The 13,933-nt window shown below is 55.5% G+C and carries 12 protein-coding genes and 3 tRNA genes; 12 read left to right on the forward strand and 3 right to left on the reverse strand.

The window, feature by feature from the left end; all coding sequences use genetic code 11:
* The first annotated feature begins 122 nt into the window (after positions 1-122).
* The 4 genes from lon (at position 123) to RMR21_RS05850 (ending at position 6,092) form a co-directional block, all read left to right on the forward strand.
* On the forward strand, positions 123-2,540 hold the full coding sequence (gene lon / locus RMR21_RS05835; RefSeq protein WP_498669743.1) for an endopeptidase La: 2,418 nt from the start codon (positions 123-125) through the stop codon (positions 2,538-2,540).
* A gap of 201 nt (positions 2,541-2,741) precedes the next feature.
* Positions 2,742-3,017: a DNA-binding protein HupB gene (gene hupB, locus RMR21_RS05840; RefSeq protein WP_042619695.1), complete on the forward strand. Its 276-nt coding sequence runs from the start codon at positions 2,742-2,744 to the stop codon at positions 3,015-3,017.
* 224 nt (positions 3,018-3,241) lie between these two features.
* The gene (locus tag RMR21_RS05845; protein ID WP_498669744.1) at positions 3,242-5,440 is read left to right on the forward strand and encodes an esterase-like activity of phytase family protein; all 2,199 of its coding nucleotides are present in this window, start codon (positions 3,242-3,244) and stop codon (positions 5,438-5,440) included.
* 214 nt (positions 5,441-5,654) lie between these two features.
* Positions 5,655-6,092 carry a GNAT family N-acetyltransferase gene (locus RMR21_RS05850; protein WP_498669745.1) on the forward strand — a complete coding sequence of 146 codons (438 nt, stop codon included), beginning with the start codon at positions 5,655-5,657 and terminating at the stop codon, positions 6,090-6,092.
* 54 nt (positions 6,093-6,146) lie between these two features.
* Here the strand turns inward: RMR21_RS05850 and RMR21_RS05855 are convergent, their stop codons facing one another.
* Positions 6,147-7,280, reverse strand: a complete 1,134-nt coding sequence (locus RMR21_RS05855) for a mandelate racemase/muconate lactonizing enzyme family protein (RefSeq protein ID WP_498669746.1) — start codon at positions 7,278-7,280, stop codon at positions 6,147-6,149.
* Entirely contained in the window at positions 7,277-8,182 is a 906-nt protein-coding gene (gene kdgD, locus RMR21_RS05860; protein ID WP_498670086.1) for a 5-dehydro-4-deoxyglucarate dehydratase, read from the reverse strand. The genes RMR21_RS05855 and kdgD overlap by 4 nt, the downstream gene beginning before the upstream one ends.
* Before the next feature lie 288 nt (positions 8,183-8,470).
* On the opposite strand from kdgD, the gene RMR21_RS05865 reads away from it, so the two are divergent.
* On the forward strand, positions 8,471-9,271 hold the full coding sequence (locus RMR21_RS05865) for an NAD-dependent epimerase/dehydratase family protein (protein WP_498669748.1): 801 nt from the start codon (positions 8,471-8,473) through the stop codon (positions 9,269-9,271).
* A gap of 451 nt (positions 9,272-9,722) precedes the next feature.
* Here the strand turns inward: RMR21_RS05865 and RMR21_RS05870 are convergent.
* A tRNA-Val gene (locus RMR21_RS05870) sits at positions 9,723-9,798 on the reverse strand.
* A gap of 451 nt (positions 9,799-10,249) precedes the next feature.
* Here RMR21_RS05870 and RMR21_RS05875 point away from each other — a divergent pair.
* The 7 genes from RMR21_RS05875 to RMR21_RS05905 all read left to right on the forward strand — a co-directional run bounded on the left by RMR21_RS05875 (position 10,250) and on the right by RMR21_RS05905 (position 13,927).
* A tRNA-Asp gene (locus RMR21_RS05875) sits at positions 10,250-10,326 on the forward strand.
* Positions 10,327-10,369: 43 nt separating this feature from the next.
* Positions 10,370-10,446, forward strand: a tRNA-Asp gene (locus tag RMR21_RS05880).
* Between the two features lie 479 nt (positions 10,447-10,925).
* Complete coding sequence (locus RMR21_RS05885; protein WP_042619792.1) at positions 10,926-11,291, forward strand: NADH-quinone oxidoreductase subunit A; 366 nt, start codon at positions 10,926-10,928, stop codon at positions 11,289-11,291.
* The gene (locus RMR21_RS05890) at positions 11,282-11,866 is read left to right on the forward strand and encodes a NuoB/complex I 20 kDa subunit family protein (protein ID WP_498669749.1); all 585 of its coding nucleotides are present in this window, start codon (positions 11,282-11,284) and stop codon (positions 11,864-11,866) included. Before RMR21_RS05885 ends, RMR21_RS05890 begins: the two co-directional genes overlap by 10 nt.
* Before the next feature lie 17 nt (positions 11,867-11,883).
* On the forward strand, positions 11,884-12,486 hold the full coding sequence (locus RMR21_RS05895; RefSeq protein ID WP_421361115.1) for an NADH-quinone oxidoreductase subunit C: 603 nt from the start codon (positions 11,884-11,886) through the stop codon (positions 12,484-12,486).
* Positions 12,483-13,673 (forward strand): NADH-quinone oxidoreductase subunit D, encoded by a 1,191-nt coding sequence (locus RMR21_RS05900; protein ID WP_077101220.1) that lies wholly within the window; start codon positions 12,483-12,485, stop codon positions 13,671-13,673. Before RMR21_RS05895 ends, RMR21_RS05900 begins: the two co-directional genes overlap by 4 nt.
* Positions 13,673-13,927, forward strand: coding sequence for a hypothetical protein (locus RMR21_RS05905; protein WP_498669750.1), 255 nt, complete (start codon positions 13,673-13,675; stop codon positions 13,925-13,927). The genes RMR21_RS05900 and RMR21_RS05905 overlap by 1 nt, the downstream gene beginning before the upstream one ends.
* Positions 13,928-13,933: the final 6 nt, after the last annotated feature.

Genomic DNA, 13,933 nt, shown 5'->3' on the forward strand with positions numbered 1-13,933 from the left:
TCTTGTGACTTGAAAATGACAGTGACGAAACCCACTTTTAGTCACAACACAGAATATGCCGGAAACTCCCCAAGAAAGTCCGGCAGGCGTCCCTCAAAAAGGGACCATTGAAAGGAAATGATATGACAAACATTCCGTCTGCTGCATCTGGTGGTACATATCCTGTGCTTCCCCTGCGCGACATTGTCGTCTTCCCGCACATGATCGTTCCACTGTTCGTTGGTCGCGAAAAATCCATTCGCGCGCTTGAGGAAGTCATGGGGTCGGACAAGCAGATCATGCTCGTTACCCAGATCAATGCGAGTGATGACGATCCCGATCCATCCGCGATCCACAAGATCGGCACATTGGCCAATGTCCTGCAGCTTCTGAAGCTGCCCGATGGCACGGTGAAGGTCCTTGTGGAAGGCAAGGGTCGTGCTCAGATAGAAGAATACACCGACCGTGAAGACTTTTATGAAGCCACGGCCGTTGCTTTGCGCGAGACAGAGGAAGATCCGGTTGAACTGGAAGCTCTGTCACGTTCCGTCGTGTCGGAATTCGAGAGCTATGTGAAGCTCGACAAGAAGATTTCGCCTGAAGTCGTTGGTACTGCGAGCCAGATCGATGACAATTCCAAGCTGGCCGATACGGTCGCCTGGCATCTGCCGATCAAGATGATCGAAAAGCAGCAGATGCTTGAGACCTTGAGTGTCAAGCAGCGCCTCGAACAGGCTCTTGGCTTCATGGAAGGCGAGATTTCTGTCCTTCAGGTCGAAAAGCGTATCCGCTCGCGCGTCAAGCGCCAGATGGAAAAGACCCAGCGCGAATATTACCTGAACGAGCAGATGAAGGCGATCCAGAAGGAACTCGGCGACGGCGAGGATGGCCGTGACGAAATGGCCGAACTGGAAGATCGTATCTCCAAGACCAAGCTTTCCAAGGAGGCCAAGGAAAAGGCCGACGCGGAAATGAAGAAGCTGCGCCAGATGAGCCCGATGTCTGCGGAAGCAACCGTCGTACGCAATTATCTGGATTGGCTGCTCGGTTTGCCATGGGCCAAGAAGTCCAAGATCAAGACCGATTTGAACGCAGCCGAAGCAACTCTTGAACTCGACCACTTCGGCTTGGACAAGGTCAAGGAACGCATTGTCGAGTACCTGGCCGTGCAGGCCCGTGCGACGAAGATCCGTGGTCCGATCCTGTGCCTCGTCGGTCCTCCCGGCGTCGGCAAGACGTCGCTTGCCAAATCCATCGCCAAGGCCACAGGACGCGAATACGTCCGCATGGCTTTGGGTGGTGTTCGTGATGAGGCCGAAATTCGCGGCCATCGCCGGACCTACATCGGCTCTATGCCGGGCAAGATCGTTCAGTCGATGAAGAAAGCCAAGAAGTCCAATCCGCTCTTCCTGCTCGATGAAATCGACAAGATGGGCCAGGATTTCCGTGGTGATCCGTCTTCCGCTTTGCTGGAGGTGTTGGATCCGGAACAGAACTCGACATTCATGGACCACTATCTGGAAGTGGAATATGACCTGTCGGACGTGATGTTCGTGACCACTGCAAACACGCTGAACATTCCAGGCCCACTGATGGACCGCATGGAAGTGATCCGCATCGCCGGTTACACGGAAGACGAAAAGCGCGAAATCGCCAAGCGTCACCTGCTGCCGAAGGCTATCAAGGAACATGCGCTGCGCCCGGAAGAATTTTCCGTGAGCGACGATGCCCTCATGGCCATCAGTCAGCAATACACGCGTGAAGCAGGCGTTCGCAGCTTCGAGCGTGAGTTGATGAAACTTGCGCGCAAGGCTGTGACGGAGATCATCAAGGGCAAATCGACGTCTGTGGCCGTGACGGCTGCAAACATCAACGATTACCTTGGCGTGCCGCGCTATCGCCACGGCGAAGCTGAAGGCGAAGATCAGGTCGGTGTCGTCACCGGTCTGGCCTGGACCGAAGTCGGCGGCGAGCTTTTGACGATTGAAGGCGTGATGATGCCCGGCAAGGGCCGCATGACCGTCACCGGCAATCTGAAGGAAGTGATGAAGGAATCCATCTCGGCCGCGGCGTCTTACGTCCGCTCCCGTGCCGTGGACTTCGGCATCGAGCCTCCACGCTTCGACAAGTCGGATATCCACGTGCACGTTCCGGAAGGTGCGACGCCGAAGGATGGACCATCTGCTGGTGTTGCCATGGCAACGGCCATCGTGTCGATAATGACCGGCATTCCCGTGGATAAGAACGTCGCAATGACAGGTGAAATCACCCTGCGTGGCCGCGTCCTGCCCATTGGTGGCCTGAAGGAAAAGCTTCTTGCGGCGCTTCGCGGCGGTATCAAGAAGGTGCTCATTCCCGAAGAGAACGCCAAGGACCTCGCCGAGATTCCTGACAACGTGAAAAACGGAATGGAAATCATTCCGGTGTCGCGTATGGGTGAGGTCATCCAGCATGCGTTGATCCGCCAGCCTGAGCCGATCGAGTGGGATGGCAGCATCGAGACGCCATTGGTCGCTACCGTCGAGGGCGTCGATGACACCGGACAAACAATCGCTCATTGAGGCATTCACGCCACGGTGATGCCCATATGGCACAGGTTAAGTCCAAGACCGGCAGCAATGCCGGTCTTTTTTTGTGAAAATATCGCCAGACCCCTTGTTTTTCAGGCCATTCCGGCGCTTTTGACTTGCGGTGCGCGAATGCATTCGTATTCTGCGCCGACTTTATTTGAGTCGTTTCAAACCATTGAAAGGGGTGGAAACATGAACAAGAACGAGCTCGTCTCTGCAGTTGCCGAAAAGGCTGGTCTTACGAAGGCAGATGCTGCTTCCGCTGTGGATGCTGTATTCGAAACTGTACAGGGCGAACTGAAGGCTGGTGGTGACATCCGTCTCGCTGGCTTTGGCAGCTTCACCGTAAGCCGCCGCGAAGCCTCCAAGGGCCGTAACCCATCCACGGGTGCAGAAGTCGATATTCCGGCTCGCAACGTTCCTAAGTTCTCTGCAGGCAAGGGCCTGAAGGACGCGGTTAACTCGTAATTTTTTCTGGACTGTCCGTGCGTGCGGCGCGCGGGCTTGATATCCAAGAGACACGAGGAAAATTTGGCTCTTTGTAAGTTTTACGAAATGTAGCCGAATAAAATGCAGAAAGCCCGGCTATGCCGGGCTTTTTGTTTTTCAGCAGGTTCTTATTGTCACGTGGCTGTCACGTGCATGCCGCAGAAGCCCTTTCAGGCATTTACAGATGCGTCGAAGGGGACACTATGACATTTCGTTTTTCCAGTGCGGCACTCACCGCGGTACTATTGGCATCCGCCGCATGTCCTGCGGCGGCCGAGCAGGTTTTCAACCGGATCGCCTCGTTCCCCGTGGCTTTGAACCTTCCGTCGGATAAGGACGAGAAGACGGTCACATCTGCCGAAATCATCACGGCAAGCGAAGACGGCAACACGCTGATCTATTCGGACAGCCCCCTTGGCGGTATCGGCTTCATCGACATCAAGGATGCAAGGACGCCAAAGGCGCTTGGCGCATTGATGATGGATGGCGAGCCGACCTCGGTCGTTGCGACCGGCTCGAAGGTGCTGGCGGGTGTCAACACCTCGGAGAGCTTCACCAAGCCATCCGGCAAGCTGGTAACCGTCGACATCGCGACCAAAAAGATCGAGGCGAGCTGTGATCTCGGCGGCCAGCCTGATTCGGTTGCTGTTTCACCGGACAAGAGATTCGTGGCGATCGCCATCGAAAACGAACGCGATGAAAAGGTGAATGACGGCGCTCTACCGCAAATGCCCGCTGGCTTCCTGGTCACAGTCGGCCTGAAGAACGGCGCTGCCGATTGCTCGACCCTGAAGAAGATCGACGTCACCGGTTTAGCCGACATCGCGCCTGATGATCCTGAACCAGAATTCGTCTCGATCAATTCCAAGGGTGAGATTGCCCTGACACTTCAGGAGAACAACCACATCGTCATTGTCGATGGCAAGAGCGGCAAGATCACGAGCCATTTCTCGGCTGGCACGGTCGACCTGGAAGGCATCGATGCCAAGACAGATGGCCAGTTGAAATTTACCGACAGCCAGAAAGGCCGCAAGCGCGAGCCGGATGCCGTCAAGTGGCTGGACGATAACCGCATCGTCATCGCCAACGAGGGCGATTGGGAAGGTGGATCACGTGGTTTCACCATCTTCGACAAGACCGGCAAGCTGATCTATGAGGCGGGCGCTTCGCTGGAACACGCCGTTGCTGCCATCGGTCATTACCCCGAGAAACGCTCCAAGGCGAAGGGCATCGAGCCTGAAGGCCTGGAAGTGGCGACGTTCGGCGGTGACACGTATATCTTCGTTCTGGCAGAGCGCGCCTCCATCGTCGGTGTCTACAAGGACACCGACAGCGAGCCGCAACTGACACAGTTGCTTCCATCCGGCATCTCGCCGGAAGGTGCCGTGGCCATTCCATCGCGCAACCTGCTCGTCACTGCCAATGAGGCCGATCTGGTCGAAGATGGCGGTGCTCGTTCGCACGTCATGATCTACGAACGTGCCGAAGGCAAAGCGGCCTATCCGCAGCTTGTGTCCGAGACGGTCGATGGCGCGCCCATCGGCTGGGGTGCCGTTTCCGGTCTCGTCGGCGATGCGGACAAGGACGGCATTCTCTATGCCATCTCCGACTCCGTTTACGGCAACCAGCCCTCCATCTACACGATCGATGCGACCAAAAAACCGGCTCTCATTACCAACGTCCTGCGGGTGAAACGCGATGGCGTGGCGGCGCAGAAGCTTGATATGGAAGGCATCACGCTCGATGGTAAGGGCGGCTTCTGGGTGGCTTCCGAAGGCAACAGCGAAAAGCTCGTGCCGCATGCCCTCTATAACGTCAATGCCAAGGGCGAGATCAAAACCGAAATCGCGCTTCCCAAGGAATTGCTGGAAGGCGAGACCCGATTCGGTTTCGAAGGCATCACCATGATGGGCACAGGCGACGACGCCACCCTTTGGATGGCTGTTCAGCGTGAATGGGGCAAGGCTGAAAAGGGCATGGTTAAGCTCGTGTCCTACAATCTGAAGTCCAAGGAATGGGGCGCCGTGCATTACCCACTGGACAAGACAAAAGACGGCTGGGTTGGCCTTTCCGAAATCACCGCCCACGGCGACAAGGTCTATATCGTCGAGCGTGACAACCAGATTGGTGACAAGGCGAAAATCAAGAAGCTCTACAGCGTCGATATGTCCGAGTTGAAGCCCGCCAAGATCGGCGGCGAACTGCCTCTGGTCAAGAAAACTGAAGTCCACGACTTCCTGCCAGACCTGAAGGCCCAGACAGCCGGTTACGTCGTCGACAAACTCGAAGGTTTCGCCTTCGACAAGTCGGGCAAGGCATTCGCGGTGACGGACAATGACGGCGTGGACGATTCGTCCGGTGAGACGCTGTTCTTCCCGGTCGATCTGAAGGGCAAGAACTAAGCGGCAAGCTAGAGGCCGGGGTGTTTTAAATCTCGGTATCTGAAACATTGATTCTGAAGCGCTCGCAGCCCTTGGGTTGCGAGTGTTTTTCTATTGCGTGAAAGATTTTCAGCAAACATCTTGGCAGTTAGCGTTGCGCTATTAGCATTTTGCGACCGCTACACCGGATCACGCGAGCTGACCTGAACCGGACTAAAATTGAGGGACAGAATATTTGCCAATACGAATTGAGATCGAAAGCCAGCCCGATGAGCAAGACCAGCGGCTAATCGACGAGGGGCTGGACATCTTCAATTTTGCAAAAGCCGGGCCGGACAATCCGCAGGATTTATGGGTCATGGCGCGGGACGCAAGTGGAAGCCTAATCGGCGGACTGAAAGGGCGCTCAACTTACGCCTGGCTTTTTATCGACTGGCTGTGGGTTTCGTCCGAGGCGCGGGGGCAGGGCGTCGGTGCCAAACTCATGACGAAGGCGGAGGACGCCGCCCTGGAACGTCAATGCGTTGGCGCTTACGTCTCTACATTCAGTTTTCAGGCACCGGATTTTTATCGTCGGATCGGCTACAAAGACTTCGGGCGAATCGAAGGGTTTCCGGTCGGTCACGCCTGCATCTGGCTTAAGAAAACATTTAGGCAGTCAGAAACTGCGTGAGGACCGCTTAGACACACAAGATGCGGTGCCGGGTGTTGCTCACCCGGCCTCCTGTCAATCCTTCAAGGAATATTTCTCCAGCGCGTCTCGATTGATCTCGATGCCCAGACCCGGTCCATCCGGTATCTGAACCACGCCGTCAATATGATCCAGCGGGCTGGTGAGGACTGCCTGACGGTAGGGGTTTTCTGTTCGGTCGAATTCCAGAATGGGCGGGCGTGGATTGCGCCGGGCAGGGTCTGGCGGCAGATAGGCCATGAACTGCAACGCCGCAGCGATGGCGACGCCTGTACCCCACACATGCGGCACCACGCGAACACCGTAGAGCGTCGCAAGATCGGTGATGCGTTTGGTTTCGGAAAAACCGCCGCTTCCTGCAAGGTCAGGCTGGAGAATATCGACCGCCCTGCTTTCCAGCGGTGCGCGCATGCCGTAACGGCCATGCCATGTTTCACCACCAGCGACCGGAATGGGCTGGCCAGCGCGAACCGCCTGGTAAGCATCCAGCTGTTCCGGTACCACGGGTTCTTCGAACCAATCGATACCCAAAGGTGCAAGCGCATTGCCGACCTCGATCGCCTCCAGCCCATCGTAGCCATGATTGGCGTCGATCATGATCCGTACATCAGGGCCGACCGCTTCTCGCGCAGCTCTGATGACCGCGATATCCTCCGCCACGTCGAAGCCGATCTTGATCTTGACGGCGTGAAACCCCTGCGCCGCATATCCGGCGACTTCCGCCGCAACGTCGGATACCGCATCAACGCCGTCCTTGCGGAAAGAGCCTGTGGCATAAGCTTTCACGCTTTCACGGAAGCGACCACCTAGCAGACGGGAAATCGATGTGCCGTAACGCTTGCCCTTGATATCCCACAGGGCGATGTCGATACCACTCAGCGCCGTGATCGTCAGGCCACGCTGGCCCTGGTCCCGCAGCAGATTATAGAGCTGATGCCAGATGACCTCGATATCGAGCGGATCCTTGCCGATGAGGTGAGAGGTGTATGCGGCAACGACGGCCGCATTCGGTTTGGCCGGGCCGAGGCACTCACCCCAGCCCACGGTTCCATCGTCACAGATGATCTCGACAAGACAGTGAATACGGCGGTCGAAGCGCATGGATGCGCTTTCGAAGGCATGGCCAAGCTTGTAATCCAGCAGGTGAGTCCGAACCGCCTCTATCTTCATGACGTGTAGGGCTCGATCAGGGTTTTCAGCATGTCGACTTCTTCCTCGGTCAAATCCGTCAGTGGTGCCCGCACCGGTCCGGCATCGAAGCCAAGAAGGCGCACACCGGCCTTGATCGCAGAGACAGCATAACCCTTCTGGCGGTTGCGAATCTCCATGAACGGATAGAAGAAATCAACGAGGATGCGGTCTGTCGTCGGTCTGTCGCTAGCACGCAAGGCTTTGTAGAATGTCTGCGCGAGCTCCGGCACGAAGTTGAAAACGGCAGACGAATACGTGGTCACGCCTGCGCCCAGATAGGCATCAGCGAACAATTCAGCTGTCGGCATGCCACCGAGATAGGTCAGCCGGTCGCCAACTGTCGCTGTGATCTTGCGGACAAGGCCGATATCGCCAGAACCATCTTTGAAGCCCACGAGGTTGGGGCAGTTGTCACACAGCTTCTGGAGCGTTTCCGCCGTCAGAATAGAATTGTCGCGGTTATAGACCATCACGCCGATGGAAATGGAATCACATACGGCCTTGATATGCGCATACATGCCTGCCTGCGATGCATCCATCAGATAATGTGGGAGCAACAGAATGCCGTCCGCTCCTGCTTCTTCAGCACCCTGAGCGATCTGTATGGCCATCTTTGTACCGTAACCGCAACCCGAAACGATTGGAACGGAACCGGCGGCAGACTTGGCGGCCTTCACGACAGTTGCAACTTCGTCCGGTGCAAGAGAGAAGAACTCACCCGTACCGCCAGCCGCAAACAACACGGACGCATCGAACCCGGACAGCCAGCCGACATGATCCAGATAGGGCTTTTCGTTGAAGTCGCCATTCTGGGTAAAGGGCGTGACGGGGAAAGAAAGAAGCCCCGCGCCGAGCGCGACCTTGAGTTCTTGAGGATCCATAGCCATGAAACGTGTCTCTCCGATTGTATGTTGGCCGTGATGATAATCGAGATATGATCTGTGTCAAGAACTTATCATATGAGTTTGGAAGTTTGGAGTCCGAATTTTTTTGGAGAAGAAAACGGAAAGCGCCGCTCTCGCAGAAGTGGAGTTGTGTCAGCGATAGGTATAGGGGCAAAATCTTCTCTCTTGAACACATATACCGCCTTCGCTTAGAGATAAGATAACGAACCAAATTATGTATGATCACAAACCGAGTGACGATTTGGGTGTCGATGTGGAGGGAACATGCTGAAAAAATTATTGTTGACCGGTGCCGCAGGCGGTGTCGGCAAAGTCATTCGTCCACTGCTGACTGGACTTGCCGAAAATGTCGTCCTGTCGGACATGGTCGAAATCACCGATCTTGCCACGCATGAAAGCTTCGTGAAATGCGATCTTTCCAATCGCGCCGAGGTCGATCAGGCCGTTGCTGGTGTCGATGGCATCATACACCTTGGTGGCATCTCGGTGGAGCGGCCGTTCGAGTTGATCCTGAAAGGCAACATCGAGGGCGTCTACAACCTCTATGAAGCTGCACGCCACAATGGCCAGCCGCGCATCATCTTCGCCAGTTCCAACCACACGATCGGCTTCCACACGCGAGACCAGAAGCTCGACAGCCATTCGCCGGTCCGGCCCGACACGCTCTATGGCGTCTCGAAATGCTTCGGGGAGAATCTTGCAAGCTATTATTTCGATAAGTTCGGACAGGAAACCCTGTCGGTGCGGATTGGCTCGTGTACGCCCAAGCCATTGAACACGCGCATGCTGGCGACATGGCTCAGCATCGGCGATCTGGTGTCGCTGTGCGCCCACGGTTTCGACGCCCCGCGTCTCGGGCACGCCATCGTCTATGGCGCGTCCGACAATCGCGAGAGCTGGTGGGACAACAGCAACACGTCCTTCCTGGGCTGGAAACCAAGGGACAGCTCATCGAAATGGCGCGCTGAGATTATTGCTGAAGTCGGCAAGGAAGACCCGAGAGACCCGGCCGTGATTTACCAGGGTGGCGCTTTCACCACGTCGAGACATCCAGCAGACGGCTGAAATCCGCGAGGAAGGGTAGGGTGGCCCGGGGTCTCTACTTCGGCCTATCCTGCCTCTCCGAGTCATATTGGACCCAGCGAAAAAAGACATAGATAGGCAGCGCAATCAGCGCCAGCGTGACAACAGAGCTTATAAACATGGTACATCCCACACACCCGCCTTCATCATGAAGCCGGTAAGCAAATATGTGCGCGAAATTATTGAAAAATCCTAAATGTCATGGGTCATAATTGATTGCTCACGTGCATTTGTTATGTGCCAAAACGAACACCCTCGCCATTTGCTCATGTATGGTCAACAAACCGTCAAAACCGTTGGGTTTGAAGCGGGTAAAGCCTTTATGTTCAACGGATTGGGGTGCATTAACGGTGGCATGCGTAAACGGATTAAACGAACGCAGGGACCACAGTGTAGCGAGTTCGGTATTCAAAGTCGTCGGATCTTTGAGAAATGGTGGGCGATGACGGACTCGAACCGCCGACATCCTCGGTGTAAACGAGGCGCTCTACCAACTGAGCTAATCGCCCGTCGCGTCCTGCAGATCGTGTCTGCCGCGTCGGTGGCCGTGATGTATTGGTATCGGAAAAAAACCGCAAGAGCTTTTGTGAAGTTTTTTTGTTTTTTTCGAATTTTGTGTGGACGGAGCGTTGCCCTCGGCCGCATGCCGCGCGCCCATCAGTGTCTGCTGGAGAAAACGAATCTATATGTCGTCCGGTGGAGTAGGGTGCGGGCAGAGATTTGTTTTGGGTGAAAAATTTGCATCTGTGGATAAGTCTCACATTCACCCGCCAAAAAATAAAAAGCGTAAAACGCAGGGAAACCCGGCCTGACCTGATGTTTGAGAATGCAAAATGCACGAGCTTATTCTTTTGTCGTGAAACTTGCTTGACACTCCAACACGAACGCCTTAGTTAGCCGCTCAACGAACAGCCGAGGCGAGTTCGTAAGGCGGGTTTCGGCCAGTCTTTTTGGGAATGTGCGGGTGTAGCTCAGTTGGTTAGAGTGCCGGCCTGTCACGCCGGAGGTCGCGGGTTCGAGCCCCGTCACTCGCGCCATTCCTTCCTCGAAGTCTACGGATCGCAACGATCCTTAAAATGCGCGGGTGTAGCTCAGTTGGTTAGAGTGCCGGCCTGTCACGCCGGAGGTCGCGGGTTCGAGCCCCGTCACTCGCGCCATTTTATTTCCTCTCCAAACATATTGTCTGCTCCGTAAAGAGCGCGTGAGGAACTTTCACCTCCGTGACGCCCATCTGCTCCCCATCATAGTTTAGCTGTCGTCATGACGCGTGAATCGCGTTCACGCATCGCCTCTGTGTATCGGATTTCTTGCCTGTTTTCGTCATGTTTTCACGCGTTTTTTTAGCCGTTTTCCTGCCGTTTTGCGTACCAAATTATGGAAAGGTCCACGTCTTCTCGCAATTGCGATATTCTCTAATCGATTGAAGTGGTTAGCGATATTTCTGCTTCACGTGTTTGGCATATTGGGCCGATAGAATGACATATCCCGGTCACGATTGGCTTAAAATGACACTTAATCTCTTGCAGAGAGAGCGTGGCTGCGATAACCACAGCGGCGTTGCAACATAATTTCGGCCCTATGGATTCCACTGTCCAAACAGGGCATGCTCGACGCTCGGTCGAGCAAGGAAGAGACAATGACTGAACTCCTCAGTTCCTACATTCCGATCGCAATCTTCATTGGTATCGCGCTTGTCATCGGTCTGGCGTTGTTGATTGCGCCTTTTGCCGTTGCCTACAAGAATCCGGACCCGGAAAAGCTCTCCGCTTTCGAGTGCGGCTTCAACGCTTTCGACGATGCCCGCATGAAGTTCGACATTCGCTTCTATCTGGTGTCGATCCTGTTCATCATCTTCGATCTGGAAGTTGCGTTCCTATTCCCGTGGGCTGTGTCCTTCGGCGAAATCGGTTGGTTCGGCTTCTGGTCCATGATGGTGTTCCTCGGCGTTCTCACCATCGGCTTTATCTATGAATGGAAGAAGGGGGCACTCGAATGGGCGTAGTTCAGAACGACACCACGCTTGTCGCGCAGAAGCCCAAGGGCATCATCGATCCATCGACAGGAAAGCTTGTCGGTAGTGACGATGGCTATTTTACTGAAATCAACGACGAGCTTGCCGATAAGGGTTTTCTGGTCACCTCTACGGACGAGTTGATCACCTGGGCGCGTACCGGTTCGTTGATGTGGATGCAGTTTGGTCTGGCCTGTTGCGCCGTTGAGGGCCTGATGCAGGCTTCCGGCCCGCGTTACGACATGGAACGCTTCGGCGTTGCGCCGCGCGCGTCACCGCGCCAGTCGGATGTGATGATCGTTGCGGGTACATTGACCAACAAGATGGCGCCTGCGCTTCGCAAGGTCTATGACCAGATGCCGGAGCCGCGCTACGTCATTTCCATGGGCTCCTGCGCCAATGGCGGCGGTTATTACCACTATTCCTATGCCGTCGTACGCGGTTGCGACCGTGTGGTGCCTGTCGATATCTACGTGCCAGGCTGTCCCCCAACGGCGGAAGCGCTGCTGTACGGCGTGCTTCTGCTGCAAAAGAAAATCCGGCGTACCGGTACGATCGAGCGTTAAGGGCAGAGGACTGATAAATGAGCGAAGCTCTCAATGATCTCTCGGCCTATGTGAATGAAGTACGCGGTTCCCTGCTGGAATCGTCTGTCATTGCCTATGGCGAGCTGACGCTGAACACGACACCGGACAACATTCTCGCGCTCTTGACGTTCTTGCGTGATGACGTGCAGTGCGGGTTCGTCAATATCATCGACATCTGCGGTGTCGACTGGCCGCAACGCGAGAAGCGTTTCGATGTCGTCTATCATCTGCTGTCGCCACGTCAGAATCTGCGTGTCCGCATCAAGCTTCAGGCCGCCGAAGATGAAGCTGTGCCATCCGCGACGTCTGTGTTTATCGGCGCGGAGTGGTTCGAGCGCGAAGCATGGGATATGTATGGCATTCCTTTCGAAGGCCATTCCGATCTGCGCCGCATTCTGACAGACTACGGTTTTGAAGGTCATCCTCTGCGCAAGGATTTCCCTGTCACGGGCTTTGTGGAAGTGCGCTATGATGACGTGTTGAAGCGCGTTCTTTACGAGCCGGTCGAACTGAAGCAGGAATTCCGTAATTTCGACTTTCTCTCCCCTTGGGAAGGAACAGACTATGTTCTTCCGGGCGATGAAAAGGCCAAGCCATGACAGAACATAACGTTCGCAATTTTACGATCAACTTCGGCCCGGAACACCCGTCCGCGCACGGCGTGTTGCGTCTTGTCCTCGAACTCGACGGCGAAGTCGTGGAGCGCGTCGATCCGCATATCGGCCTGTTGCACCGTGGCACTGAAAAGCTGATCGAGACCAAGACATACCTGCAGGCTCTGCCCTATTTCGACCGTCTCGACTACGTAGCGCCGATGAACCAGGAGCACGCTTTCTCGCTTGCCGTGGAAAAGCTCCTCGGTCTTGAGATTCCGATGCGCGGTCAGTTGATCCGCGTTCTCTTCTCGGAAATCGGCCGTATCCTGTCGCACATCATGAACGTCACGACGCAGGCCATGGACGTTGGCGCTATGACGCCGCCGGTTTGGGGCTTCGAAGAGCGTGAAAAGCTTATGGTGTTCTATGAGCGCGCGTCTGGTGCTCGTCTCCACGCTGCTTATTTCCGTCCGGGTGGCGTCCATCAGGACCTGCCGCCTGAGCTGGTCGATGATATCGGCAAATGGTGCGATCCGTTCATCACCTTCCTCGACAATGTCGAAGGTCTTTTGACCGACAACCGCATTTATAAGCAGCGTAACGTCGATATCGGCGTTGTGTCGCTCGAAGATGCGTTTGCATGGGGCTTTACTGGCGTCATGGTTCGCGGTTCGGGGGCTGCCTGGGACTTGCGCCGTGCGCAGCCTTACGAGTGCTATTCCGATCTCGAATTCGACATTCCCGTCGGCAAGAATGGCGACTGTTACGATCGCTATCTGATCCGCATGCAGGAAATGCGCGAATCGATCAAGATCATGAAGCAGTGTGTCGAACTCTTGCAGGGCAAGCACCGCATCGGCGCCGTGTCGTCTTTGGATGGCAAGGTCGTTCCGCCCAAGCGTGGCGAGATGAAGCGTTCGATGGAAGCGCTGATCCACCACTTCAAGCTCTATACCGAAGGTTATCACGTACCAGCTGGCGAAGTGTACGCAGCCGTCGAGGCGCCGAAGGGCGAGTTCGGCGTCTATGTGGTCGCTGATGGTTCGAACAAGCCTTACCGCTGCAAGATCCGCGCTCCGGGTTTCGCGCATCTGGCGGCCATGGATTTCCTTTGCAAAGGCCATCAGCTTGCCGACGTGACGGCTGTTCTCGGCTCTCTGGACATCGTGTTCGGGGAGGTTGACCGCTGATGCGTTTGCCGCTGGCCATATTGGCTCTTGTTGCCGCGACCGCACCCGTTTTCGCCCAGACGGCGGATGACGGTGTGTCTTCGCAGGCGAGCGGCGGTTCATCATCTGTCAAACAACTTCTGTCACAGGGATACGAGATCAAATCCTCGCTTCCCAATGGCGGAAAATTCATTGTGTTCATGCAAAAAGACAAAACGGCCTATGCCTGCGAGTTCGTCACGGTGACGAAATCGCGGTGCGAGTCGTTAAACTGATGAGGC

Origin of the sequence: Agrobacterium sp. rho-8.1 (assembly GCF_033957725.1) — a bacterium.
Classification (GTDB): domain Bacteria; phylum Pseudomonadota; class Alphaproteobacteria; order Rhizobiales; family Rhizobiaceae; genus Agrobacterium.

Coding starts and splice junctions, on each gene's coding strand:
- RMR21_RS05905 (WP_498669750.1), top strand. CDS start 13,673: ATGCGTTTGCCGCTGGCCATATTGGCTCTTGTTGCCGCGACCGCACCC.
- RMR21_RS05855 (WP_498669746.1), bottom strand. CDS start 7,280: ATGAAGATAGAGGCGGTTCGGACTCACCTGCTGGATTACAAGCTTGGC.
- RMR21_RS05845 (WP_498669744.1), top strand. CDS start 3,242: ATGACATTTCGTTTTTCCAGTGCGGCACTCACCGCGGTACTATTGGCA.
- lon (WP_498669743.1), top strand. CDS start 123: ATGACAAACATTCCGTCTGCTGCATCTGGTGGTACATATCCTGTGCTT.
- hupB (WP_042619695.1), top strand. CDS start 2,742: ATGAACAAGAACGAGCTCGTCTCTGCAGTTGCCGAAAAGGCTGGTCTT.
- RMR21_RS05865 (WP_498669748.1), top strand. CDS start 8,471: ATGCTGAAAAAATTATTGTTGACCGGTGCCGCAGGCGGTGTCGGCAAA.
- RMR21_RS05890 (WP_498669749.1), top strand. CDS start 11,282: ATGGGCGTAGTTCAGAACGACACCACGCTTGTCGCGCAGAAGCCCAAG.
- RMR21_RS05900 (WP_077101220.1), top strand. CDS start 12,483: ATGACAGAACATAACGTTCGCAATTTTACGATCAACTTCGGCCCGGAA.
- kdgD (WP_498670086.1), bottom strand. CDS start 8,182: ATGGATCCTCAAGAACTCAAGGTCGCGCTCGGCGCGGGGCTTCTTTCT.
- RMR21_RS05895 (WP_421361115.1), top strand. CDS start 11,884: ATGAGCGAAGCTCTCAATGATCTCTCGGCCTATGTGAATGAAGTACGC.
- RMR21_RS05885 (WP_042619792.1), top strand. CDS start 10,926: ATGACTGAACTCCTCAGTTCCTACATTCCGATCGCAATCTTCATTGGT.